We start from the raw sequence: 25,450 nt of genomic DNA, 5'->3' as shown, positions 1-25,450 counted from the left end.
TGCGACGTTAGGCTATCAACCGCTCGTGCCGGCCTTGCGTAGATTGCGCCGAATAACAACAACATCGCAGGCCCCGCCATGAACCGTGCCGCCGTTCTCACCTTGCCACGCCTGTTGTCCCGCGTGCCCTACCTGCTCGCCGGACTGCCCGGCATCCTCCGAGGCCTGCGCCTGGCCAGCCGAGCACGCGGCAGCGCCGTCGGCGGCCTGGCCGACTGCGTGGAGCGCGCCGCCCGCAGTAACCCGCAGGGCATTGCCTTGATCCAGGGCGACGAGCGCATCCGCTACGCCGAGCTGGACCAGTGGGCCAATCGCCTGGCCCATCGCCTGCGCGCCGGCGGTCTGGCCCAGGGCGACTGCGCCGTGCTGCTGCTGGAGAATCGTCTGGAGCTGCTGGCCTGCGTCATCGCCTGCGCCAAGCTCGGTGCCGTCGCCGCACTGCTCAACAGCAGCCAGCGCGGCCAGGTGCTGGCGCACAGCATCAACCTGGTGAAACCACGCGTCGCCCTGGTCGGCGAGGAACTGCTGGCCGCCTTCGAGGAAGTCGAGGGGCAACTGCAGCTGCCGACCGACGGCCGCTACTACTTTGCCGACCGCCCGACATGGCGTGATCCCGGCCAGGCCCCGGCCGGCTGGCAGCACCCGGCGGCCGAGCTGACCGCGCAGCCGGATACGCCGCCCCCGCTGGCGCGCCCGGTGCAGGCCGAGGATCCCTGCTTCTACATCTACACCTCCGGCACCACCGGCCTGCCCAAGGCCGTGGTGTTCAACCACGGACGCTTCCTCAAGGGCTACGGCATCTTCGGCTTCGGTGCCGTGCGCCTGGGCCGCGACGAACGCCTGTACTGCAGCCTGCCCTTCTACCATGCCACCGCCATGGTGGTGTGCTGGGGCTCGGTGCTGTCCGCCGGCGCAGCCCTGATCATGGTGCGCAAGTTCAGCGCCAGCCGCTTCCTCGACGAAGTGCGCCGCCACGGCGCCACCGCCTTCGGCTATGTCGGCGAGCTGTGCCGCTACCTGCTGGACCGCCCGGCGCGCCCGGACGACGCCGACAACCCGCTGCGCATCATGGTCGGCAACGGCATGCGCCCAGCCATCTGGGGCAGCTTCAAGCAGCGTTTCGGCATCCAGCGGGTGGTCGAGTTCTACGCCTCCAGCGAGGGCAATATCGGCTTCACCAACCTGCTCAACCTGGACAACACGGTGGGTTTCACCCCCTACCCCTACGCCATCGTCCGCTACGACCGTGAAAGCGAGGCGCCGCTGCGTGATGCCCAGGGCCGCCTGCAACGGGTAAAGCCCGGTGAACCCGGTCTGCTGATCGGCGAGATCACGGCGAAGACGCCATTCCACGGCTACACCGACCCGGCCAAGACCGAGAGCTGCATCCTGCGCGACGTGTTCAAGCCGGGCGACGCCTGGTTCAACACCGGCGACCTGATGCTGCACCAGGGCTGGCGCCACGCCCAGTTCGTCGACCGCCTCGGCGACACCTTCCGCTGGAAGGGCGAGAACGTCTCCACCACCGAGGTGGAGGCGGTGCTCAATGGCATCGAGGGGGTCGGCGAGGCAGTGGTCTACGGCGTCGAGATCGCCGGCACCAACGGCCGCGCCGGCATGGCCTGTATCCGTCTGGACCGCGATCCGGCCGATTTCGACTTCCAGGGCCTGCTCGCCGAGCTACGCCGCGAATTGCCTCACTATGCGGTGCCGCTATTCCTGCGCCTGAGCGAGAAGATGGAGACCACCGGCACCTTCAAGCACAAGAAGGCGCCCCTCAAGGACCAGGGCTTCGACCCGACGCGCTGCGCCGACCCGCTGTATGCCTGGCTGCCCGGCGACGAGCGCTATGTGCCGGTGGATGCACGGCTGCATGCGGCGATTCAGGGTGGTGAGTACCGCTATTGAAGGGTGGAGGGGCCTGAGCGTCCCTCATCCTGTGGGGAGAGGGGTGACTATCACCCAGCGCCACCTGCCACGTTACCCCTCTCCCTCCGGGAGAGGGGCTAGGGGTGAGGGCGCTGCGACCGCCTGGTAGATTCGCTCCAACACGGCTGGTAGCTCCAGCAGCACTTCCCGATTGCTGAAACGCAGCACGCGAATCCCCTGACACAGCAGATATTCGGACCGTCGCCGATCGTACTGCTGACCTTCATCCGCATAGTGCTGCCCACCATCCAGCTCGATGCCGAGACGCAGCGCCTCGCAATAGAAATCCAAGACATAGGGTGGCAACGGATGCTGGCGGCGAAACTTGTGCCCAGCCAACTGACGACCACGCAGATGGCGCCAGAGCAGACTCTCGGCATCAGTACCTTCGCGCCTGAGCTGGCGGGCAAATTCGAGCGAGCCGGGTTCGAGCGGGGATTTGCGACGGGGCATGGCAGGAATCCTTTCCTGATGGTCCGTGCAGCCTGGCAGTCCCTCACCCTACGCGGGCCGCCCCGCCCCTCTCCCAGAGGGAGAGGGTGGTCTACCCCAAAGCGCCCTGACACGCCTCCCCTCTCCTTCCGGGAGAGGGGCGGGGGTGAGGGAGTCGGGCAGCCCCGTTACCCCAACAGCCCTAGCAACTTTCCACAATCCACCGCATGCAGATCAGTCAGCTCCGGCCAGGGATTCTCCGGCAGGTTGACCAGTACGCCCTGGGCGCCAGCGGCGCGAGCGCAGTCGAGGTCGAAGCGGTAGTCGCCGACCATCACCAGCGCACTGGGCTGCACCTGCCAGCGCGCCGCCAGGTGCAGAAGGCCGCCCGGGTGAGGTTTGGGCGGCGCCTCGTCGCGGCCGATCACATCGCGCGTCTCGAAACATTGACCCAGACCGATGGCCTCCAGAGTCAGCAAGGCCAGTTCGTGGGCGTTGCGGGTGAGGATGCCGAGGCGGCAGCCGCGCCCATGCAGATGGCGCACCAGCTCGACGGCACCGGGAGCAGCCACCGAGCCAAGCGCCAGCTCGCGTTCGTGCTCCAGCAGCCAGGCATGCTTGGCCGCAGCCTCGTCCGCCGGTAACGCGGCGAGGTGATGGAGGATGTCATCTTCCTGGGGAATGCCCAGCGCGCGCTTGATCGCCGGAAAGTCATGCACGGCCACCGTTAGGGTGCCGTCCATGTCGAACACCCAGTGGCGGCAGCTCTGCAGGGCCGGGGAAACCCTCGTCGTCATTTCCAGTCCTCGCGCAGACGAGTGAGCCCCTCCTGCGCCGACGAGGCCACCAGGCGGCCGCTGCGGTCGAAGATGCTGGCGCGGGAGAAGCCGCGGGCATTGCCCGACCAGGGGCTGTCCATGGCGTACAGCAGCCAGTCGTCCATGCGCAGGTCGCCGTGGAACCACAGCGAGTGGTCGAGGCTGGCCACCTGCATGAACTTCTGGAACACCGACACACCGTGCGGTTGCATCGAGGTGGTGAGCAGGTTGAAGTCGCTGGCGTAAGCCAGCAGCAGCTTGTGCAGCTGCGGCTCGGCGGGCAGCTCGCCGGCGGCGCGGAACCACACGTACTTGACCGGCTCGCAGGGCTGCGGGGCGAAAGGGTTGATACGCGTGACCGGACGAATCTCGATCGGCTTGTCGCTGGTCATGCGCTCGCGCATGCGCTCGGGAATCAGGTGCGCCACCTGGCGCGCCAGCTCGGTTTCCGAGGGCAGGCCCTCGGGGCCGGGCACCTCGGGCATCGCCAGTTGGTGGTGGAAGCCCTCCTCGTCGGCCTGGAAGGAGGCGGCGCAGGTGAAGATCGGCTGGCCCTTCTGGATCGCCGTGACGCGCCGGGTGCTGAAGCTGCCGCCGTCGCGCACGCGGTCAACGCTGTACACCACCGGCAGGCCGGCGTCGCCGGGGCGCAGGAAGTAGCCGTGCAGCGAGTGCACGTGGCGCGCCGGCTCGACCGTCTGGTTGGCGGCGGAGACGCACTGGCCGAGCACCTGGCCGCCGAACAGCTGGCGGAAGCCCAGGTCCTGGCTGCGCCCACGGAACAGGTTCTCCTCGATCTGCTCCATGCTCAGCAGGGACACCAGATCATCCAGCACTTGGCTCATACATCGCTCCTCGGCGGCACACGCAATTCGTCATAGGCCGGCGCGCTGGTGAGGCGTGCGTCCCACACCGCGCGGCCGATAGTGAAATGGTAAAGGCTTTGCCAGCGGCTGTCGGCCAGTTCCAGCAATTCGTGTACCTGATCGTCGAAGAAACAGCCGATGCCGGTGCCAGACAACCCCGCCGCCTCGGCCTCCAGATAGAGCAGCTGACCGATCTGCCCGCACTCCCAGTACAGCCGCGGGTAGCTCCACGGCCCCGCAGCCAGTGCGGCGTCAAACCGCGCCAGCATGGCCAGGGCCAGGCAGCCGTCGCTGGCGATGTCCTGCCCGCAGGAGAGGAAGCCGGCCAGGCCACGCGCGTCGCCTTCGAGCAGGCGGTACAGCGGCAGCGACTCATGGACGCGTTGCCAGCTGAAGTCGCCACGCAACCCTTGCGGCTGCGGCTGACCGTCGCAACGGGCCAGCCAGTAAAGCCCGGGGGCCAGACCCTGCACGCGATGGACGAACAGCAGCAGATCGACCTGCGCCGGCTCGCCGCTCAACGCGAATGGCACCGGCGAGTTGGCGGGCAGCAAACGTCGCAGCCAGGCGAACAGCAGCTCGGCCTGGATGCCAGAGCGGCCATCGAAGGCCTGAGCGCTGCGCCGCCGATGCAGGATCGGCCGCAACGGCAGGCCGGGATTATCGCTGCTACTGTGCCCCCTCGGCGCCTGCCAGTTCGGCGCCGGCAAAGCCGGTGCCCGGCATAGCGCATGCACCCGCATTAGTTCCGGCCACTTGCGGTAATGCCGCGACAGGCGATTGGGCCTGCCATCCAGCGCCAGCGCCACCAGCCCGCGCAGCAGCCCCTCGGATAGAACAAACTCGTCCGTCTGTGCAGGGCCAACCCACAGCAGGCAGTCGCCATGCTCGGCTTCATGGAACCCATCGCGCTCCAGCCCCAGCAGGCCATCCAGGCGCACCTCGGCGACGCCGCGCAGCAGGCGCACCTGCCAGCCCTGAATCGCCGCGGCGATGCCCACACAGGCCAGGGCGTGACCGAGGTCATGCTGGCAATAGCGATAGGCACGCTCGCCGTACTTCCAGGCCTCGCGCCAGGGAATGCTGGCCAGGCCGAGCAGGAAGCCGCCGGCCGGCAGCGCCGCCGCCAACTGCTCGCCCAGTGCCGCCGGCAGCTCGGCGCGCACCTCCAGGCCGTGCGCATCCGCTGCGTAGTGCGCCAGCAACCCTGTCTCCTCGAGGCTGCCCGGCGGCAACAGCAGATACGCCTCGGTCGGGTGCAGGTTGCCGGACGATGGATTGACCCGCAGCGCCCAGCGATTGCCGTCGGCTTCCTTCCAGGCCGACAAGGCCAGGCTGTCGTACAGCAGCTGCGAAAGGCTGGCGCGGTTGAGCGGCTGCGGCGTGCCGATGGGGCCGGCGAAGGGCGCGTCATAGCCCGGCGTCTCCTCCAGCGGGCGCTGCCACAGTTCGATCAGGCGAGCCCCGGCATAGCGGCGGAACGGCGCAGGCTGGGTCGCCCAGTCCAGGTAACCGGGCCCCGGCGCATAGGCGTTGGGCGCATGCTTGCTCAGCGCGTGATAGGCGCGCACCTGTCGTTCAGCGTCCATGCCAGGCCTCCCGGCTGATGCGATAGAGCCAGTGCGGACGCAACGGGTGGCCGACCGGCAGGTGAGGATGCTCGAAGTCGCCGGCCGCATCGCGGCGCATGCCCAGACGCTGCATCAGGCCCCAGGAACGCTGGTTGGCGGGTACGGTAAAGGCCACCACTTCATCCAGCTGTAAATCCTCGAAGGCGAACTGCAGCGCACGCCGCGCCGCCTCCAGCGCATAGCCTTGGCCCCAGTAGGGCGGGGCCAGGCGCCAGCCAATTTCCACCGCCGGCACGAAGGGCACTTCGAAGCCGACCCGCGCCAGGCCGGTAAAGCCGACAAAGGCCGCGTCCTCGCGCCGCTGCAGCGCCCAGAAGGTGAAGCCATGCTCGGCCTGGTGCGCCATCAGCTTGCCGAGCAGCGCGGCGCTGCCGGCGCGGTCCAGGGGCGCGGGGAAATGCGCCATTACCTCGGGGTCAGCGCACAGCGGCGCCAGGGCATCGAGATCGTCCTCGCGCCAGGGCCGCAGGATCAGGCGTTCGCTGCTCAGGGTTGTGCTCATATACTGGGCTCGCCTCGTTTTTCAAATGGCTGCGAGAGTTGTTCATTATGCTGCCGCTGGTCTACCACGACGACTACAGCCCGCCCTTCCCGGCCAACCATCGTTTCCCCATGGAGAAGTTCCGCCTGCTGCGCGACCACCTGGTGGACAGCGGCCTGGTGCGCGACGGCGAGCTGCATCGCCCCGAGATCTGCCCGCCGGACGTGCTCGCCCTGGCCCATTGCCCGGCCTATATCGAGCGCTTCGCCAGCGGCGAGCTGACCCATCAGGAACAGCGCCGTCTCGGCCTGCCCTGGAGCGAGCCGCTGGCCCGGCGTACCGTGCGTGCGGTCGGCGGCTCGCTGCTGGCCGCCGAGCTGGCGCTCAAGCATGGAGTGGCCTGCCACCTGGCCGGCGGCACCCACCACGCGCATTTCGACGAGGCCTCCGGCTTCTGCATCTTCAACGACCTGGCGGTGGTCGCCCGCTACCTGCTGGAGAGCGGGCGCGCCGGCCGGGTGCTGATCTACGACTGCGACGTGCACCAGGGCGATGGCACCGCGCGCCTGCTGGAAAACATACCGGACGCCATCACCGTATCCCTGCACTGCGAGAAGAACTTCCCGACGCGCAAGGCCAGAAGTGACTGGGACATCGGCCTGCCGATCGGCATGGGCGACGCCGACTACCTCAAGGTGGTGCATGACAGCCTCGGCTACCTGCTGGCCCTGTACCAGCCGGACATCGTGCTCTACGACGGCGGCGTCGACGTGCACAAGGACGACGCCCTCGGCTATCTGCAACTGAGCGATGCCGGCATCGCCGCCCGCGACGAGGCGGTGTTCCGCCACTGCCTGGAGCGCGACATCCCGGTGGTCGGCCTGATCGGCGGCGGCTACGACAAGGATCGTGCCGTCCTCGCCCGCCGCCACGGCATCCTTCATCACAGTGCGGCGCGGGTGTTGGCGCAGCTGCGCTAGAATGCCGGCCCGCTCCCCTTAGCCGCGAATCGCCATGCCCACCGACAGCCCGTCCTCCGCTCCCCTGGTTGCCATCATCGGCGGCGGCCCTGCCGGGCTGATGGCCGCCGAAGTGCTGGCCAACGCCGGCGTGCGGGTCGAGCTGTTCGACGCCATGCCTTCGGTCGGGCGCAAGTTCCTCCTGGCCGGGGTCGGCGGCATGAACATCACCCACTCCGAAGCCAAGGCGCCCTTCCTCGCCCGCTACCGCGAGCGCGAGGGCGAAATCGCCGCGCTGCTGGCGGACTTCGATGCCGAAGCCCTGCGCGCCTGGATTCATGATCTCGGCATCGACACCTTCGTCGGCACCTCCGGTCGGGTGTTCCCCACCGACATGAAGGCTGCGCCGCTGCTGCGCGCCTGGCTCAAGCGCCTGCGCGAGTCCGGTGTGGCCATCCACACGCGCAGCCGCTGGCTGGGCTGGGACGAGGCCGGCGCGCTGCGCATCGCCACGCCCGAGGGTGAGCGCCTGGTTACAGCCGATGCCTGCGTGCTGGCCCTGGGCGGCGGCAGCTGGGCGCGCCTCGGTTCGGACGGCGCCTGGGTGCAGTTGCTGGAGCAGCGCGGAGTCGAGGTGTCGCCGCTGCGTCCGGCCAACAGCGGCTTCGAGGTGGCCGGCTGGAGCGAGCACCTGCGCGGCAAGTTCGCCGGCGCGCCGCTGAAGAACGTCACCCTGGCGCTGGACGGCGAGGCGCCACGGCGTGGCGAGTTCGTCCTCACCGAGCACGGCATCGAGGGCAGCCTGGTCTACGCGCTGTCCGCTGCCATCCGCCAGTGCCTCGAGCAGCACGGCAGCGCACAGGTGTATCTGGATCTGCAGCCGGAGCGCTCGCTGGAGAAGGTCACTGCGCTGCTGAGCAAGCCGCGCGGCTCCGCGTCCATGGCCAAGCACCTGCACCGCCAGCTCGGCCTGGACGGTGCCAAGGCCGCCCTGCTGCGCGAGCTGACCCCGCCTGCGGATTTCGCCGATATGAACCGCCTGGCCCGCGCGATCAAGGCGCTGCCGATCGAGCTGCTGCGCACCCGCCCGCTGGACGAAGCCATCTCCAGCGCCGGTGGCGTGACCTTCGAGGCGCTGGAGCAGAACCTGATGCTGCGCGCCCTGCCCGGCACCTTCTGCGCCGGCGAGATGCTCGACTGGGAGGCACCGACCGGCGGCTACCTGCTCACCGCCTGTTTCGCCAGTGGCCGCGCGGCCGGGCTGGGCGCGCTGGCGTGGCTGCGGGGCGCAGGATCAGAACAGTCTTAAGATCTCCTTAAGGCCCGTCCTAGAGGGGTTCAGCTTCGCTTAAGTGAAGCCCGATAAGGTTGTCTCCAGCACTTCTGGAGGACCTTGAAATGAACAAGACCGCACTCTCTTTCGCCCTGGCGGGCATCTCGGCATTGCCGGCCATCAGCCAGGCCCGCGAAATCAACCTGACCACCACCCTGCAGGAATACCGCGGCAACGAAGCCTACCTGGCGATCTATGTCACCGATGCCCAGGGCGTCTACCAGCGCACGCTGTGGGTAGCCGGCAAGAAGGCCAAGTACTACCGGCATCTGCGTGACTGGGCCCAGGGCGGCGGCAACCGGCCGGCGGAGTTCGACGGCCTGACCGGCGCCAGCGTCGGCAGCGGCGAAACCCTGGAGGTCGCCGTCGAACTGGAAGACGCCCTGATCGATGCCGGCTACCAGATCCGCATCGACACCGCCGTGGAAGACAAGCGCGACAACCGTGGCGAAATCCAGGTACCGCTGTCCAGCCAGGCGACCAGCGTCAAGGGTGGCGGGCAGGGCTACATCGACAGCTTCGGCTATACGTTCTGACCCCGGAGCCCCCCCATGTCGCAGCGCATCCATCTGTATCTCAGCCTGGCCCTCGGTCTCCTCCTCATGCTCTCGGCGGCCAGCGGCCTGGTGCTGTCCGCCAGCGTGCTGAACGGGCACCTGCAGGCTCCCGCGAGCGAGATGCAGTCGGTCGGTCAGGTCGCCGAGCGCCTGGTGCAACAGTTGCCGAACATCGAGCGCCTGGAACGGGCGCCCGACGGTGAACTGCGGGCCACCCTCGCTACGGCAGAGGGCAGCGATCAGGTAAGGGTCGACCCGCTCACGGCAGCGGTCATCGGCCCGTACCAGCCTTCGGCAACCCTGAGCTGGGTCCGTGACCTGCATCGCGAGCTGTTGCTGGGTTCCGCCGGGCGCTGGCTAAGCGGTCTAGCCGCGCTGGCCCTGCTGGCGCTGGCCGTGAGCGGCGCCTGGCTGCTGGCCCGGCGCCTGGGCGGCTGGCATCGGTTGCTGCTGCCGATCAAGCCGGGCCAGGGCCTGGCGCACTGGCACAGCGTGGTGGCGCGCTGGGCGCTGCCGGTGCTGCTGGTCAGCGCCGGCAGCGGCCTCTATCTCGCCGGCAGTAGCCAGGGCTGGATCAACGACGGCCAGGACGTGGAGCTGGCCTACCCCGAGAGCGTCGACGCCGCGCCGGCGGCGGCGCCGGGCACCCTGTCGGCCCTGCGCAATCTGGCGCTGCAGGACCTGCGCGAACTGGAGTTCCCCAGCGCCAACCAGGCCAGCTACTTCACCGTCCGCACGGCGACCGGCGAGGGCTTCGTCAACGCAGGCAGCGGCAACTGGATCAGCTACCAGCCCCATGGGCCGGCGCGCCAGCTGTACGAGACGATGTACGAGCTGCATACCGCCGCCGGCTCGCCGATGTGGTCACTGATCCTCGGCGCCGCCAGCCTGGCATGCCTGTTCCTCGGCATCACCGGCACCTTCGCCTGGTGGCGGCGCCAGCGTCAGTCGCGGAGCGTTGCCGGCAACAGCCAGGCTCAACAGGCCGAGGCCATCCTCCTGGTCGGCAGCCAGAGCGGCAGCACCTGGGACTACGCCCGCCAGCTGCATGAGCAACTGGCGGCCAGCGGCATGTCGGTGCACAGCGCCAGCATGAACCAGCTGCAGCCCAGCTACCCGCAGGCCAGATACCTGCTGATCCTCACTGCCACCCATGGCGACGGCCAGGCGCCGCAGTCGGCCTCGGCATTCCTCCAGCGCCTGGCCCAGAGCCGGCTGGCGCCGGAGTTGCAGGCGGCGGTCCTGGGCCTTGGCGATAGCCGCTTCCAGCACTTCTGCGGCTATGCCGCGCAGGTCGAGGAACAGCTGTGCGCGCTGGGCATCAAGCCGCTCCTGGCGCTGCACAAGGTCGATCGCGGCAATCCTGGTGACCTCGACCTGTGGGCTCAGCGCCTGGGCCGCGCGCTGGACATCGACCTCAAGCTGATAGCGGTGCAGTCCACCCCGTCCCTGCAGCCGCTGCGCCTGCTGAGCCGCGAAGTCTTTGGCGAAGCCGACGAGGCGCCGGCTGCCATCCTGCGCTTTGCGCTCGATGCCGGGCAGCCGCCGGCACACTTTGCCCCCGGCGATCTGCTGGCCATTAGCCCGGGCCCCGGACTGGCGCCACGCTACTACTCGATCGCCAGCGCCGATGAAGACGGCGCGGTGGAAATCTGCGTACGCCGGCAGCCACAGGGGCTCTGTTCTACGCTGCTGCACGAGCTGCCGGTCGGCGCGCGCGTCCAGGGCTTCCTCCAGCCGCACCCGGACTTCCGCCCCGATGCCGGCCAGCATCCGCTGATCCTGGTAGGGGCCGGCACCGGCCTGGCACCGCTGATCGGCTTCGCTCGCAAGAACCTCGCGCAGCGTCCGTTGCACCTCTACTGGGGTGGTCGCCATGCACAGGCGGGCTTCCCCTATCAGGCCGAACTGCAGGAGTGCCTGGCCGATGGCCGCTTGACCCGGCTGGGCCTGGCCTTCTCCCAGGGCCCCGCGGCGATGTACGTGCAGGATCGCCTGCGCCAGGACGCTGCCGAACTGCAGCGGCTGCTGGCCCAGGGCGCGCAGATACTGGTGTGCGGCTCCAGAGAGATGGCGGCCGGCGTGCGCACCGTGGTGGAAACGCTGCTGGCCGGCCAGGGCGGCAGCGTCGAACAATTGAAGCAACAGGGCAGGTACCGCGAAGATGTCTACTGAACAGCGCTACAGCCTCAGCGGCGCGACCATGGGCACGCGCTACAGCGCCGTGTTCTATGCCGCAGAGAGCATCGACCAGTGCACCCTGCAGGCCGAGCTGCAACAGGCGGTCGACCGCGTCGACCGGCAGATGTCGACCTGGCAGGCCGACTCCGATCTGATGCGCCTCAACGCCGCGCCGCCGGGCCAGTGGGTCGAGCTGCCGGAAGAGCTGCTGTGGGTGCTGGCAACCGCCCTGCAGATTGGCGAACAGTCCGGCGGCGCCTTCGATATCGGCGTCGGCGCTCTGGTCAGCGCCTGCGGCTTCGGTCCGCAGGCCGCCACCGAGCAGCTACCGCCGCGGCCACCGCGCGCATGTGAGGCGCTGGAGCTGGATGTGCCACGGCGCGCGGCGCGCACGCACAGCCGCATCAGCCTGGACCTCAACGGTATCGCCAAGGGCTTCGCCGTCGACCAGCTGGCGCGCTGCCTGCGAGAACACGGCGTGCACGACTTCCTGGTGGGCATCGACGGCGAGATGCGTGCCGCCGGGCACAAGCCCGACGGCAGCGCCTGGGCGGTAGCCCTGGAGAAGCCGCTGCGCGGCCGCCGCGAAGTGCTCGGAGCCCTGGAGCTGACGGATGCCTCGATTGCCACCTCCGGCGACTACCGGCACTGGCGCGAACGCGACGGCACCAGCGTCTCGCACACCATGGACCCGCACAGCGGTGCACCGCTGCTGTCGCCGCTGACCTCGGTCTCGGTCATCTGCACCAGCTGCATGCATGCCGACGCCTGGGCCACCGCCCTATTGGTGCTGGGCGTCGAAGCCGGCTCGCGGATGGCGCGGGCGCGGGGCCTGAGCGCGATCTTCGTGGTGCGTGAAGGCGATGCACTGCGCGAGGTGCTGGTCGGCTTCTGAGCTGCGGCGCTCCGGCGTGATGCTCGACTGAGGCGCCCAGCGGCGGCGACCTGCTTTGCCGGTGGCCAGGCTGGGTGCGTTGCAGTAGCTCAACAGGTAGCCCGGATGCAATCCGGGAAGCAGGCAACTCCGGTCCCGGATTGCATCCGGGCTACGGACTGTCCTCTGGCCATGGACAGAGGACAGTCCCATTAGGAGTACCGCCGACATGGGGCCGGCTCCAGCGCATTACCCTTTCCCCCGGCCCCTCTCCCGCAAGCGGGAGAGGGGAGCACGACAGGAATCGCCCTCCAGTGACGCCGATACGAAATCTGCCGCCGGTAGCGGTCCTTGGCGCCGAAGGAAATTCGGGCGACGACTGACATCCCCTCTCCCATTTATGGGAGAGGGCTAGGGAGAGGGCCGAGGCTACCCCGCCCTCTCCCGCGAAGTGCCGTCAGCCCACCGCCGGCAAAGGCGCCTCCAACGGCGTCACCGTCACCCGCACGTCCGGGTCGTGGCTGCCGCCGCCGAGGATCACCCCGCGCAGCGGCGACACATCGGCGAAGTCGCGGCCCCAGCCGAGGGTGATGTGTTCCAGGTTGGGCAGCAGGTTGTTGGTCGGGTCGAAGTCGACCCAGCCCTGGCGTGGGCAGTACAGCGAGATCCACGCGTGCGAGGCGTCGGCGCCGATCAGGCGGGGCTGGCCGGGTGGTGGCTGGGTCAGCAGGTAGCCACTGACATAGCGCGCGGCCAGGCCCTGCGAGCGCAGGCAGGCGAGCATCAGGTGGGCGAAGTCCTGGCACACGCCACGGCGCTGTTCCAGCACCTGCACCAGCGGCGTCGCCACCTGGGTGGCGGCGGCATCGAAGGTGAATTCGCGGAAGATCTTCTGCATCAGCAGCTGCGCCGCACGCAGCAGCGGCCGGCCGGGAGCGAAGCAGTCGGCGGCGTAGTCGGCGAACAGCCGCTTGAGGTGCACGTAGGGCGACTGGAAGCGGTAGCGCGCGGCCTCCAGCAGCTCCGGGGCCAGCGGCTGGCCGGAGTAGCCGAGCGCCGCAACCACGCTTTCCCAGGCCGGCGAGTCGTCCAGCACCAGGCTGTCGCGGGCCAGGACCTCGACGCGCAGGCTGGCAATCACGCGCAACTGCTCGTGCGGGCGCTCGAAGACCAGGCGGGTCAGCGGATTGCCAAACGTATCGAGGCCGTCCTGGCGCGCGGTCGGCTGCGGGGTGACGGTCAGGTGCCGCTCCTGGCACAGCTGCCGGGCGCAGTCGCGCGGCCACAGGTGGGCCAGCTGCTGGGCCAGGGACACCGGCGCCGAGTAGCGGTAGTGGGTATCGTGCAGGACTTGGTACAGGGCGCGTTTCATGAGGAAAGTGTCCCGCGGCTGGCATCGACATGCACGAAAAAGCGCAGCGCCAGTTGGTCGGAGACCCGCCCGGAGACCTCGGCGATCTGCAGCAGCAGGTCGGCCAGGCCTCCGAGCACCGCGCGCTGCCCGGAACTGCCGAACAGCGGGCTCTCCAGGCTGCCCAGGCGGAAAGCGGCTAGCTTGCTCGCCAGCTCGCCCAGGGTGGGGCCGGCGCGGAAGTCGAAGCCCTCCTCCAGGCGCTCCAGCGAGCGCAGCAACTGGCGCAGCTGGAACAGCACCGCATGCGGGTTCTGCTCGTCGAGCAGCAGCAGGTCGAGCACCGGGATCAGCTGCGGCGCGGCCAGGTAGCGGGTGCGGTAGGTGATGATGCTGTTGCCCAGCTCCAGCAGCCACTCCAGCGCCGACTGGTCCTGTGCCGCGTGGCTGCGCAGCAGCCCGGCGACGCTCTCGCAGAGGAACTGCAGGCGCTCGATGCAGCGGCCGATCATGAGGAAGCGCCAGCCGTCGTCGCGGGTCATGTCATCCAGGGCGAAGCCGGACAGCGCCGCCAGCGACATCAGCAGGCGATCGAGAAAATCCAGCAGCTCGCCGAAGTCGGCGGGCTGCCCTTCCAGGGCCTGGGCCTCGCGCTGCAGCTCCACCAGCGCCTGCCAGTTGGCCTGGGACAGCTTGCCGCGCACGCTGCCGGCCGCCCACTGCAGGCGCTGCAGGTTGGCGCGCAGGCTGGTCGGCCAGTCGGCACCGAACAACGCCTGCTGCAGGCGGGCCTGCAGCGAGCCGCTGGCCGCGCCGGGCAGCAGGCCGAGGCCTTCGGCCAGGGCCAGCGCAGCCTGCAGGGCCTGTGGATCATCGTCATCGTCGACATAGCGCTCCAGCAGGATGCGCAGCAGGCGCGCGCTGTCCTCGCAGCGCTCGCCGTAGCGGCCGAACCAGAACAGGTTCTCCACTACCCGCGATGGCAGGTAGGGGTCGCTGCGCACCAGATCGGCCACTCCGAGCGGACGCAGCCATTGCCAGGGCTCGCCGCCGGGGTGGCGCTCGCCGAGCACCCAGGTGTCCTTGCTGGCGCCGCCGCGCTGCATCGATACCACCTCGGCATCGGCATCGGCCGCCACGCGGGTCAGGCCACCGGGCAGCACCCGGTAACCTTCGGCACTGGCCACGGCAAACACGCGCATGCCGATGGCGCGCGACGCCAGGCCGCCCTCCTCGGCCAGCCACACCGGTGCCTGCGACAGCTGGGCGCGAGCCTGTGCCACGTAAGCATAGGGACGGCTGCGGATGCGCTCGGCCAGCGCGCTGCGCTGCGCCTCGTCGAGGTCGCGGGCGAATACCGGGGCGAAGCTCTGCGAGGGGAAGCTGGGGCGCACCAGTAGCTCGTCGAGCTTGTCCAGCGCCTCGTCCAGCACCGGCGCCTCGCCGCACCACCAACTGGCGATGGAGGGCAGCAGCAGCTCCTCGCCGAGCAGTTTCTCGGCAATCGCCGGCAGGAAGCCAGGCAGGCCCGGCGATTCCAGCACGCCGCTGCCGAGGGCATTGGCGACCAGCACGTTGCCCTGGCGCACCGCCTCCAGCAGGCCGGGCACGCCGAGGGCGGAGTCGGTGCGCAGCTCCAGCGGGTCGCAGTAGTCGTCGTCCAGCCGGCGCAGCACGGCATGCACGCGGCGCAGGCCAGCCAGGGTTTTGAGGTAGAGCTTGGCGTCGCGCACAGTCAGGTCGCTGCCCTCGACCAGCGGATAGCCGAGCTGGCGCGCCAGGTACAGGTGCTCGAAGTAGCTCTCGTTGAAGCGACCGGGGGTGAGCAGCACCACCAGCGGCGTCTCGCCGCCATCTACAGGCGCCTGGCGGGCCAGGGTGTCCTGCAGGGTGCGGAAGAAACCGGCCAGGTACTGCACGCGCAGATCACGGTACAGCTCGGGGAAGGCGCGCGAGAGGATCTGCCGGTTCTCCAGCGCATAGCCGGCACCCGACGGCGCCTGGGTACGGTCGGCGGTGACCCACCAGCGGCCGTCCGGCGCACGGGCCAGGTCCACGGCATACAGGTGCAGGAAGGTACCGCCCGGCGGCTGCACGCCCTGGCAGGGCCAGAGAAAGTTGTCGTGGCCGAACACCAGCTCGCTCGGCAGCAGGCCGTCGGCGAGCAGCTGCTGCGGGCCGTACAGGTCGGCCAGCACGGCGTTGAGCAGGCCGGCACGCTGGGCCACGCCGGCGGCGATCTGCTGCCACTCGTCGGCGGGGATCAGGTTGGGCAGCAAGTCCAGCTCCCAGGGGCGGTCGGCGCCCTCCGGGTCGGCGTAGACGTTGTAGGTCACGCCGTTTTCCTGAATCTGCCGCGCCAGCGTGGCCTGGCGCTGCTGCAGCTGCGCCGGGGTGCTGCGCTGCAGCTGGTCGAGCAGGCGCCGCCAGTGCGGACGCACCTGGCCCTGGGCATCGAGCAGTTCGTGGTAGGCCGCGTGGGGGCGCGGGTAATCGGCAAGCAGGTCAGGCATGGCAGGCTCTATCAGGCGCAGGACTCCCCTCGCCCATTTATGGGAGAGGGGCCGGGGGAGAGGGTGGTCGACAGCCCTCTCCCCAACCCTCTCCCGCAAGCGGGAGAGGGAGCTAAACGCGGCGCAAATCCAAAGTCATGGGCAGTTCATTATTGTTGATCGGCTCGCTCAGCGTCTGCTCGCCCGGGCTGTGCCCGTGGCGGAAGAACCGCGCCAGGCGCCGGCTCTCGGCCGCGTAGGCATTCACCGGCAGCGCCTCGAAATTGCGCCCGCCGGGATGCGCCACATGGTACTGGCAACCGCCAAGCGAGCGCTGCATCCAGGTATCCACCAGGTCGAACACCAGCGGCGCGTGCACGCCGATGGTCGGCTGCAGGCAGCTGGCGGGCTGCCAGGCGCGGTAGCGTACGCCGCCGACGAACTCGCCGACCTTGCCGGTGGGCCGCAGCGGTACCGGCACGCCGTTGCAGGTGAGCAGGTAGCGGTCCGGGGCCAGGCCGGCGAGGCGCACCTGCACCCGCTCCAGCGAGGAATCCACATAGCGCACGGTACCGCCGACGGCTCCCTCCTCGCCCAGCACATGCCAGGGTTCCAGGGCCTGGCGCAGCTCCAGGTCGATGCCCTTCACCGCGTAGTCGCCCAGCTTGGGGAAACGGAACTCCAGGTGCGGGGCGAACCACTCGGCGCGTAGCGGGTAGCCGGCGGCATTCAACTCCTGGATGACGTCGGCGAAGTCCTGCTCGACGAAATGTGGCAGCAGGAAGCGGTCGTGCAGCTCGGTGCCCCAGCGCGCCAGGCGCGGCGGACGGTAAGGCTCGTGCCAGAAGCGCGCGACCAGGGCGCGCAGCAGCAGTTGCTGGGCCAGGCTCATGCGTGCATGCGGCGGCATCTCGAAGGCGCGCAGTTCGAGCAGGCCGAGGCGGCCGCTGGCGCTGTCCGGCGAGTACAGCTTGTCGATGCAGAACTCGGCGCGGTGGGTATTACCGGTCACGTCCACCAGCAGGTGGCGCAGCAGGCGGTCGACCAGCCAGGGCGGGCACTCGCGGCCCGGCTCGGGCATCTGCGCAAAAGCGATCTCCAACTCGTAGAGCGCGTCGTTGCGCGCCTCGTCCACCCGTGGCGCCTGCGAGGTCGGGCCGATAAACAGGCCGCTGAACAGGTAGGACAGCGACGGGTGGTTGTGCCAGTAGCTGATCAGGCTGCGCAGCAGGTCCGGACGGCGCAGGAACGGCGACTCCGCCGGCGTGGCGCCGCCGAGGACGAAGTGGTTGCCACCGCCGGTGCCGGTATGGCGGCCGTCGAGCATGAACTTCTCGCTGGAGAGGCGCGACAGCCGCGCCGCCTCGTAGAGAAACTCGGTACGTTCGACCAGCTCGTCCCAGCTCGCCGCCGGGTGGATATTCACCTCGATCACGCCCGGGTCCGGGGTGACGCGGAAATGGGTCAGGCGCGGGTCGGCCGGCGGCTCGTAGCCCTCCAGCAGCACCGGGCAGCGCAGTTCGCGGGCAGTGGCCTCGATGGCGGCGACCAGTTCCAGGTAGTCGTCCAGGCGCTGCAGCGGCGGCATGAACAGGTACAGGCGCCCGTCGCGTGGCTCGGCACACAGCGCGGTACGCACCACGCCACCGGCCGACTCGAACAGCCCTGGCGCCGCCGACCCCTCGCCCTCGGCCGGCTTGCCGTGGCCATTGTCCGGGTGCAGCGGGGTGCGCAGCTGCTGCTGGATGCTCTGCCGGCTCGGTAGCGGCGGGAAAGGCTGGTGCGGGTCCTGCGGCGTGACGTAGGGGTAGTCCAGCTCACCGACCCAGGGTTGCGAGTCCAGCGGCAGGCGGTAGCCCAGCGGCGAATCGCCAGGGATCAGCCGGCAGTGCTCGTCGCGCAGGAACCAGGGGCCGGTCAGCCAGGCATCATCGTCGGCGCTGCGCATCAGCGGCAGGACCTGTCCGACCACCTCGCCGAGACCGCGGCAGAACACCTTGCGCAGGCGCTCACGCTCCAGCGGGTCACTCAGACGCGCATCCTCCGGGGTGACGTTGGCCGGCAGGCGGCGCTCGCGCCACAGGTAATAGAGCCAGTCCTCATAGGCCGGGAACACATGCTCGGCGGACAGCCCCAGGCGCCCGGCGAGGCTGGCCAGGAAGCGCGCAGCCAGGCGTGCGTCGGCGCCGTAGTAGCGGGTTTCGTCGGCATACAGCGCCGGGTCCTGCCAGATCGGCTCGCCGTCCTTGCGCCAGAAGCAGTTGAGCGACCAGCGTGGCAGCTGCTCGCCCGGATACCACTTGCCCTGACCGAAATGCACCAGGGCGTGGGGCGCATAGTGCGCGCGCAGGCGATGGAACAGCTCGGCAGCCAGGCGGCGCTTGTTCGGCCCCATGGCGGCGGTGTTCCACTCGGCGTCATCCGGGTAGTCGAGCGCGACGAAGGTCGGCTCGCCACCCATGGTCAGGCGCACATCGCCGTAGGCCAGCTCGGCATCGACCTGGCGACCGACGCTGAGGATGTCGCGCCACTGCTCGTCGCTGTAGGGCTTGGTGACCCGCGGCGCCTCCCAGATGCGCTGCACGCGCATGTCGTGCTCGAACTCGCACTCGCATTCGTCGAGCACCCCGCTGATCGGCGCCGCCGAGGACGGCTCAGGGCTGCAGGCCAGCGGCACATGCCCTTCGCCGGCGAACAGGCCGGAGGTCGGGTCGAGACCGATCCAGCCAGCGCCGGGCAGGTAGACCTCGCACCAGGCGTGCAGGTCGGTGAAATCCTGCTCGGTGCCGCTGGGACCGTCGAGGGCTTTGACGTCGGCCGTGAGCTGGATCAGGTAGCCGGACACGAAACGCGCCGCCAGCCCCAGGTGGCGCAGTAGCTGCACCAGCAGCCAGGCCGAATCGCGGCACGAGCCGGAAGCGAGCTGCAGCGTCTCTTCCGGGGTCTGCACGCCCGGCTCCATGCGGATCAGGTAGCGGATGTCCTGCGCCACGCGCTGGTTGAGCGCCACCAGAAAATCGACACTGGGCGTGGGCTTGCGATCGATCCCGGCCAGGTAGCGGGCAAACAGCGGCCCGCCGGCCTCCGTGACCAGGTAGGGCGCCAGCTCGCGCTGCTCGGCCTCGACATAGGCGAAGGGGATCTTCTCGGCATGTGGCTCGAGAAAGAAGTCGAAGGGGTTGAACACCGCCATCTCGGCAACCAGGTCGACCGTGACCTTGAGCTCTTCGGTCTTCTCGGGGAACACCAGGCGCGCCAGGTAGTTGCCCTGCGGGTCCTGCTGCCAGTTGACGAAGTGCTCGCCAGGCCAGACCTGCAGGGCATAGGAAAGGATGCGCGTGCGGCTGTGCGGCGCCGGGCGCAGGCGAACCACCTGCGGGCCAAGGTTGATCGGGCGATCGTAGCGGTAATGCGTGACGTGCTGCAGTGCGACATGAATCGACACGGCGTGCCTCCTGCGAGCCAGGGCGATACCTGCAAGGGGCAAGACTTGTGCCACCGCCATTGACCGGGATCAACGAGGCCCCGACCGTGGCGGGCAAGATCGGCAAAAACAACGAAGGGAGCAGGACCGCATGACCTTCATGCCGTGGACGCAAGCGCTCGAGGTGGGGATAGCAGAGATCGACGAACAGCACCGCTGGCTGGTGGAACAGACCAACGCGCTGCACCAGGCCCTGGAGGGCGAGGCTCCGCGGGAGCAGGTGGGCGCGCTGCTGGAGGGGCTGATGGATTACGTGATGAACCACTTCATCGTCGAGGAGCACCTGTTCATCCGCCTGGGCTACCCGGACACCGAGGCCCACCAGGCGCAGCACAACCTGTTCAGCGGCCAGGTGATGAGCCTGCTGTCACGCCACGACTGCGGCGAAACGGTCGGTGCGGAAACCCTGGAACTGCTCAAGGACTGGCTGACCCACCACATCCTCAAGGTGGACAGGGCCTACGTGGCGCATTTCCGCGCCCACGGCCTGGGCTGAGGGCCGCGCGCACCAGAAAGGTGCGCGCAAGCACCCGCAGACTCAGCGCGGGGCAACCGGACGCCTGGACGGTTTCTTGTCCTTGCCGGCGCCGGCCTTCTCCGCCTTGCGCCGCGCCTCGGCGGCCGCCTTGGCCTGCTCGCGCTTGTCCCAGCTCTTGCTGCCGTCGCTGCCACGCGGCGGCAGGCCGGTGTGCTGGGTGAGGATGCGCCCGACCGTCTTGCCCTTGTCGCCGCCGACCTTCTTGCTGCCCGCTGGCGTCGAGTTCTTGCGCCGCGCGCTCTGGTACTCATCGGTCTGCGGCTGGTAGGTCGGGATCAGCTGGTGTTTGCCATTGCCGATCAGGTCACTGCGCCCCATGCGCTCCAGCGCCTCACGCAGCAGCGGCCAGTTCTTCGGATCGTGGTAGCGCAGGAAGGCCTTGTGCAGGCGGCGCTGCTGCTCGCTCTTGACGATGGTCACGCCGTCGCTCTTGTAGGTGACCTTGCGCAGCGGGTTCTTGCCCGAGTGATACATGGCGGTGGCCGACGCCATCGGCGACGGATAGAAGGCCTGCACCTGGTCGGCGCGGAAGTCGTTGCGCTTGAGCCACAGGGCGAGGTTCATCATGTCCTCGTCGGTCGTCCCCGGATGGGCGGCGATAAAGTACGGGATCAGGTACTGCTCCTTGCCCGCCTCCTTGGAGTACTTCTCGAACATGCGCTTGAACTTGTCATAGCTACCGATACCGGGCTTCATCATCTGATTCAGCGGGCCTTCCTCGGTATGCTCCGGGGCGATCTTCAGGTAACCACCGACGTGGTGGGTGACCAGCTCCTTGACGTACTCCGGCGACTCCACGGCGAGGTCGTAGCGCAGGCCGGAGGCGATCAGGATCTTCTTCACGCCCGGCAGGGCGCGCGCCTTGCGGTACAACTCGATCAGTGAGCTGTGGTCGGTGTTCAGGTTCGGGCAGATGCCGGGGAACACGCACGATGGCTTGCGGCACGCCGATTCGATTTCCGGGCTCTTGCAGGCGATGCGGTACATGTTGGCGGTCGGCCCGCCGAGGTCGGAGACCACGCCGGTAAAGCCGGGCACCTTGTCGCGCATCTCCTCGATCTCGCGGATGATCGATTCGTGCGAGCGGTTCTGGATGATGCGGCCCTCGTGCTCGGTGATCGAGCAGAAGGTGCAGCCGCCGAAGCAGCCGCGCATGATGTTGACCGAGAAGCGGATCATCTCGTAGGCCGGGATCTTCTCCTTGCCGTACGCCGGGTGCGGCACGCGCGCATAGGGCATGCCGAACACATAGTCCATTTCCTCGGTGGTCATCGGGATGGGCGGCGGGTTGAACCACACGTCCACCTCGCCATGCTTCTGCACCAGGGCGCGGGCGTTGCCCGGGTTGGTCTCCAGGTGCAGCACGCGGTTGGCGTGGGCGTAGAGCACCGGGTCGTTGCGTACCTTCTCGAAGGACGGCAGGCGGATCACGGTCTTGGCGCGGGTCATCTTCGGGCTGGGCAGCAGTTCGACGACCTTGGCCTCGTTGGGATCCTCAAACGCCGCCTCGCCCTTCTGCTGCTCGATGGCGCAGGCGGCGGTGTCCTGGGTGTTCACATAGGGGTTGATGATCTTGTCGACCTTGCCCGGACGGTCGATGCGGGTGGAGTCCACCTCGTACCAGCCTTCCGGCGTATCGCGGCGGATAAAGGCGGTGCCGCGCACGTCGGTGATCTGCTCGACCTTCTCACCGAAAGCCAGGCGCTGGGCGATCTCGACCACGGCGCGTTCGGCGTTGCCATACAGCAGGATGTCGGCGGTGGCGTCCATCAGGATCGATCGGCGCACCTTGTCCTGCCAGTAGTCATAGTGGGCGATGCGGCGCAGTGAGGCCTCGATGCCGCCGAGGATCACCGGGGTCTCGCTGTAGGCTTCCTTGCAGCGCTGGCTGTACACCAGGCTGGCGCGGTCCGGGCGTTTGCCGGCGACGCCGCCCGGGGTGTAGGCGTCGTCGCTGCGGATCTTCTTGTCCGCGGTGTAGCGGTTGATCATCGAGTCCATGTTGCCCGCCGCCACGCCGAAGAACAGGTTGGGCTGGCCGAGCTTCATGAAGTCGTCTTTCGAGCGCCAGTCCGGCTGCGCGATGATGCCGACGCGGAAGCCCTGGGCTTCCAGCAGGCGGCCAATGATGGCCATGCCGAAGGACGGGTGATCGACGTAGGCATCACCGGTGACGATGATGATGTCGCAACTGTCCCAGCCGAGTTGATCCATCTCTTCCCGGCTCATCGGCAGGAAAGGTGCGGGACCGAAACACTCGGCCCAGTACTTCGGGTAGTCGAACAGCGGCTTGGCGGCTTGCATATTTTTTGATCAGGCGGACTCTCACGGGGGCGCGGAATATAGCACAAAAAATATACAGAGTCCGACCGAAACGCTCTGGTGTTTATCGACGTTAGTCACCGCATATTTGTGATCACAGTCACTTCCATGGCTATACTCCAGCATGATTGCCAATTGCCAGCCACCAGGGCCAACAAGGAGTCACCATGGTGCGTTTCCCCGTTCTGCGTGCGCTGCTCGTGCTGCTGTGCATCAGCCTGGCCGCCGGCCAGCTACGCGCCGCGCCAATAGAGCTGCGGAGTGACGCCAGCGGGCAATCGCTGAACGGGCACATCGAGCTGCTGGAGGATGTTGAAGGCACGCTGAGCATCGCCGACATGGCCGACCCGGCCATTCAGCAGCGTTTCGCCCCGGCCAACGGCCGCGCCAGCGTCGGCCAGAACCCCAACCCCTGGTGGATCAAGCTGCAGTTGCAGCGCGGCGCCGAGGCGCCTGCGCGCTGGTGGCTGGAAATCGGCGCAGTGACCCAGCTCGACCTGCAGCTGTACAGCCCCGACGGCCAGGGCGGCTGGATACAGCGGCAGTCCGGCGAACGGGTCAGCTTCGCCGAAGGGCGCGACCACCCCTATCGACGCATAGTGCTGGAGCTGCCGGAGTTGGGCACGACACCCACCACCTTTTACCTGCGCAGCTTTGACCCGGCCGGCAACTCCTTTCCGTTGCGGGTCTGGCAACTGGAAGACCTGGATCACCAGGCGATCAGCGAAAACCTGGGTCTGGGCCTGATCTACGGCATCATCGCCGCCCTGCTGCTGTACAACCTGTTCATCTACTTCACCCTGCGCGACAACGCCTACTTCTGGTACGTACTGACCACCGCCGGCGCCCTGCTGATGATCGTCAGCATGAGCGGCCATGGCTTCCAGTACCTGTGGCCGGAGGGCCCGGTGCCGTTCTGGCTGGACCGCGTCACCCTGCCTTCGCTGTGGGGCTTCTGTGCCTGCCGCTTCACCCAGACGCTGCTGCAGACCCGCCAGCACGTGCGCTGGGCGCACCATCTGCTGAGTTTTGCCTGTGTCTGCTATGTCATCGCCGTGACCCTGGAAGGCCTCGGCCAGCGCAACCTGGCCGCCTGGCTGATCGCCCTGCTGTCACTCACCAGCATCCCGGCGGCACTCGGCTCGGCACTGGTGCGCTGGCGTCAGGGCTACTTTCCCGCCCTGCTCTACCTGTGCGGCTACGGCCTGATCCTCGGCAGCATCAGCCTGGCCCTGATGCGCTCTACCGGCCTGGTGCAGCCGGCCACCTGGAATGCCTATGTCTTCCCGTTGGCCGTGGCGGCCGAGTCGATCCTGTTCTCCTTCGCCCTGGCCTACCGCATCCAGATGCTCAAACAGGAGAAGGCCGAGGCCTTGCAGCAGGCAGACCGCGAAAAAGGTGCACGCCTCGCACAAATGCAGGCCAGCGCCGATGACCTGCAGGAGGCGGTACGTTTGCGCACCGCCGAACTGGCCCTGGCCAACCAGCAGCTATGCGAACGCGAACAGCGCCTGCAGCATGCGGCCTTCCATGATCCGCTGACCGAGCTGCCAAACCGCCGCTACCTGATCGAGCGTGCCGAAGTGGCACTGGCCGATGCCCAACGCCGAGGGGAGTCGGTGGCGCTGATGCTGGTCGACCTGGATCACTTCAAGCCGATCAACGACCGCTATGGCCACGATGCCGGCGACCTGATGCTGCGCACCATCGGCCATCGCCTGCGCGAACACGTACGCACCAATGACATGGTGGCACGCCTGGGGGGCGATGAATTCGCTGTACTGGTCTGCGGCCCCGACGCCCAGCAACACACGCAGGAGATCGCCAACCGCCTCCTCGCCGAGCTGTCGCGACCGGTGCTCTACGGCGCCAACCGCCTGGCCGTGACCATCAGCATCGGCGCCGCCTTCTATCCCCAGCACGCACTGCAGTTCGCCGGTCTCTACAAGGCTGCAGACGAGGCCATGTACCGGGCCAAGCAAAAAGGCCGCTCGGGCTTCGTGCTGCAGGGCTGCGACGGCGAGTTGAGCCCGCAGACCTGCCTGATACTGGATGTGCTCAAGGTACCCAGCGGGCTGAGCTGAACGCGATCAGGCCTTGTAGCGGCGTGGCACACGCGCCGTGACCTTGGTCAGCAGCTCGTAGCCGATGGTGCCGGCAGCGGCAGCCACCTCGTCCACCGGAAGGTTGGCGCCCCACAGCTCCACGGCGTCGCCCACGGCAGCCTCGGGCAGATCGGTCAGGTCGACGCTGAGCATGTCCATCGACACGCGCCCGGCCAGCGGCGCGCGGCGGCCACCGACGCACAGCGGCGTTCCACTCGGCGCATGCCGGGGATAGCCGTCGGCATAGCCGCAGCTGACGGTACCGATACGCGATGGTCGGGCCGCGACCCAGCCGGCGCCATAACCGACACTCTCCCCCACCGCCACTTCGCGCACCGCGATCAGCTGCGCGCTCAGCGTCATCGCCGGCTTCAGGCCCAGCTCGGCGGCACCCAGCTCAGCGAAAGGGCTGGCGCCATACAGCATGATGCCTGGGCGCAACCAATCCATGTGCGCCGCCGGAATCATCAGCACGGCGGCCGAGTTGGCCAGGCTGCGCTGATCGAAGTCCAGGTCGAGCAGATCAAGGAAGCACTCCAGCTGCAACTCGGTCAGCGAGTGGCCACGCTCGTCGGCGCAGGCGAAGTGGCTGAGCAGGTTCAGCTCGGCCACCTGGGCCGCACCATGCAGACGCGGGAAAATCTCGCGCACAGCCGCCGGGGCGAAGCCCAGCCGATGCATGCCGGAGTCCAGCTTGAGCCAGACATTCAGCGGCCGCGACAGCTCGGCGGCGAGCAGCGCTTCGACCTGCTCTGCACCCTGCACCACCAGATCCAGGCCCAGGTGCGCAGCCATCAGCAGCTCGTCGGCGGCAAAGCAGCCCTCCAGCAGCAGGATGCGCGCCTCGCCATGCATGGCACGAACCTCGGCGGCCTCCTCCAGGCTGGCCACGGCGAAACCGTCAGCCTCCTCATGCAGCGCACTGACCACCTCGCGTACGCCATGCCCATAGGCATTCGCCTTGACCACCGCGAAGGCCTGGCGACCTGGAGCGCAGCGCTTGGCAACGGCATAGTTGTGGCGAATGGCGGCCAGATCGATGGTGGCGACGAGGGGACGCATGACAGGCTTCCGAATAGAAAACGGGCGCCCATCTT

18 protein-coding genes are annotated in these 25,450 nt (G+C 68.4%); 8 read left to right on the top strand and 10 right to left on the bottom strand.

Annotated features, from left to right (window positions below):
- Nucleotides 1-78 precede the first annotated feature (78 nt).
- Complete coding sequence (locus tag ACOAPY_RS04035; RefSeq protein ID WP_465155113.1) at nt 79-1,908, top strand: long-chain-acyl-CoA synthetase; 1,830 nt, start codon at nt 79-81, stop codon at nt 1,906-1,908.
- A gap of 72 nt (nt 1,909-1,980) precedes the next feature.
- Here ACOAPY_RS04035 and ACOAPY_RS04030 read toward each other — a convergent pair whose 3' ends face one another.
- The 5 genes from ACOAPY_RS04030 to ACOAPY_RS04010 all read right to left on the bottom strand — a co-directional run bounded on the left by ACOAPY_RS04030 (nt 1,981) and on the right by ACOAPY_RS04010 (nt 6,178).
- Nucleotides 1,981-2,382 carry an endonuclease domain-containing protein gene (locus ACOAPY_RS04030; RefSeq protein ID WP_465155111.1) on the bottom strand — a complete coding sequence of 134 codons (402 nt, stop codon included), beginning with the start codon at nt 2,380-2,382 and terminating at the stop codon, nt 1,981-1,983.
- Between the two features lie 167 nt (nt 2,383-2,549).
- Nucleotides 2,550-3,158, bottom strand: coding sequence for an HAD family hydrolase (locus ACOAPY_RS04025; protein WP_465155108.1), 609 nt, complete (start codon nt 3,156-3,158; stop codon nt 2,550-2,552).
- Nucleotides 3,155-4,024, bottom strand: a complete 870-nt coding sequence (tesB, locus tag ACOAPY_RS04020; protein WP_021701065.1) for an acyl-CoA thioesterase II — start codon at nt 4,022-4,024, stop codon at nt 3,155-3,157. The genes ACOAPY_RS04025 and tesB overlap by 4 nt, the downstream gene beginning before the upstream one ends.
- Nucleotides 4,021-5,634 (bottom strand): SagB/ThcOx family dehydrogenase, encoded by a 1,614-nt coding sequence (locus ACOAPY_RS04015; protein WP_465155106.1) that lies wholly within the window; start codon nt 5,632-5,634, stop codon nt 4,021-4,023. The genes tesB and ACOAPY_RS04015 overlap by 4 nt, the downstream gene beginning before the upstream one ends.
- The gene (locus ACOAPY_RS04010; protein ID WP_465155104.1) at nt 5,624-6,178 is read right to left on the bottom strand and encodes a GNAT family N-acetyltransferase; all 555 of its coding nucleotides are present in this window, start codon (nt 6,176-6,178) and stop codon (nt 5,624-5,626) included. Before ACOAPY_RS04010 ends, ACOAPY_RS04015 begins: the two co-directional genes overlap by 11 nt.
- Before the next feature lie 44 nt (nt 6,179-6,222).
- On the opposite strand from ACOAPY_RS04010, the gene ACOAPY_RS04005 reads away from it, so the two are divergent.
- From ACOAPY_RS04005 to ACOAPY_RS03985, 5 genes are all read left to right on the top strand, one after another.
- The gene (locus tag ACOAPY_RS04005; protein ID WP_465156704.1) at nt 6,223-7,137 is read left to right on the top strand and encodes a histone deacetylase family protein; all 915 of its coding nucleotides are present in this window, start codon (nt 6,223-6,225) and stop codon (nt 7,135-7,137) included.
- A gap of 34 nt (nt 7,138-7,171) precedes the next feature.
- Nucleotides 7,172-8,425 carry a TIGR03862 family flavoprotein gene (locus ACOAPY_RS04000; protein ID WP_465155102.1) on the top strand — a complete coding sequence of 418 codons (1,254 nt, stop codon included), beginning with the start codon at nt 7,172-7,174 and terminating at the stop codon, nt 8,423-8,425.
- 89 nt (nt 8,426-8,514) lie between these two features.
- Nucleotides 8,515-8,985 (top strand): DUF2271 domain-containing protein, encoded by a 471-nt coding sequence (locus ACOAPY_RS03995; protein ID WP_465155100.1) that lies wholly within the window; start codon nt 8,515-8,517, stop codon nt 8,983-8,985.
- 15 nt (nt 8,986-9,000) lie between these two features.
- A complete protein-coding gene (locus ACOAPY_RS03990; RefSeq protein ID WP_465155098.1) occupies nt 9,001-11,181 on the top strand; it encodes a PepSY domain-containing protein in 2,181 nt (726 codons plus the stop codon).
- A complete protein-coding gene (locus ACOAPY_RS03985; protein ID WP_465155096.1) occupies nt 11,171-12,082 on the top strand; it encodes an FAD:protein FMN transferase in 912 nt (303 codons plus the stop codon). The genes ACOAPY_RS03990 and ACOAPY_RS03985 overlap by 11 nt, the downstream gene beginning before the upstream one ends.
- Nucleotides 12,083-12,518: 436 nt before the next feature.
- On the opposite strand, the gene ACOAPY_RS03980 is transcribed toward ACOAPY_RS03985, so the two are convergent.
- The 3 genes from ACOAPY_RS03980 to ACOAPY_RS03970 form a co-directional block, all read right to left on the bottom strand.
- A complete protein-coding gene (locus ACOAPY_RS03980; RefSeq protein WP_465155094.1) occupies nt 12,519-13,433 on the bottom strand; it encodes a transglutaminase family protein in 915 nt (304 codons plus the stop codon).
- Entirely contained in the window at nt 13,430-15,925 is a 2,496-nt protein-coding gene (locus ACOAPY_RS03975) for a circularly permuted type 2 ATP-grasp protein (protein ID WP_061905449.1), read from the bottom strand. Before ACOAPY_RS03975 ends, ACOAPY_RS03980 begins: the two co-directional genes overlap by 4 nt.
- Nucleotides 15,926-16,037: 112 nt before the next feature.
- Complete coding sequence (locus ACOAPY_RS03970) at nt 16,038-19,349, bottom strand: transglutaminase family protein (RefSeq protein WP_465155091.1); 3,312 nt, start codon at nt 19,347-19,349, stop codon at nt 16,038-16,040.
- Nucleotides 19,350-19,479: 130 nt separating this feature from the next.
- Here ACOAPY_RS03970 and ACOAPY_RS03965 point away from each other — a divergent pair, with 130 nt between their 5' ends.
- Nucleotides 19,480-19,884 (top strand): bacteriohemerythrin, encoded by a 405-nt coding sequence (locus tag ACOAPY_RS03965; protein ID WP_465155089.1) that lies wholly within the window; start codon nt 19,480-19,482, stop codon nt 19,882-19,884.
- Nucleotides 19,885-19,926: 42 nt separating this feature from the next.
- Here the strand turns inward: ACOAPY_RS03965 and ACOAPY_RS03960 are convergent, their stop codons facing one another.
- The gene (locus tag ACOAPY_RS03960; protein ID WP_465155087.1) at nt 19,927-22,230 is read right to left on the bottom strand and encodes a YgiQ family radical SAM protein; all 2,304 of its coding nucleotides are present in this window, start codon (nt 22,228-22,230) and stop codon (nt 19,927-19,929) included.
- A gap of 185 nt (nt 22,231-22,415) precedes the next feature.
- Between ACOAPY_RS03960 and ACOAPY_RS03955 the strand changes: the two genes are divergently transcribed.
- Nucleotides 22,416-24,332, top strand: a complete 1,917-nt coding sequence (locus ACOAPY_RS03955; protein WP_465155085.1) for a diguanylate cyclase domain-containing protein — start codon at nt 22,416-22,418, stop codon at nt 24,330-24,332.
- A gap of 6 nt (nt 24,333-24,338) precedes the next feature.
- Here the strand turns inward: ACOAPY_RS03955 and alr are convergent, their stop codons facing one another.
- Complete coding sequence (alr, locus tag ACOAPY_RS03950; protein WP_465155083.1) at nt 24,339-25,415, bottom strand: alanine racemase; 1,077 nt, start codon at nt 25,413-25,415, stop codon at nt 24,339-24,341.
- Nucleotides 25,416-25,450 lie beyond the last annotated feature (35 nt).

The organism is Pseudomonas stagnisoli (genome assembly GCF_048595745.1).
In the GTDB taxonomy this organism is placed as follows: Bacteria; Pseudomonadota; Gammaproteobacteria; order Pseudomonadales; family Pseudomonadaceae; genus Aquipseudomonas; species Aquipseudomonas alcaligenes_A.
This window is presented reverse-complemented; position numbering and strand designations above follow the sequence as displayed.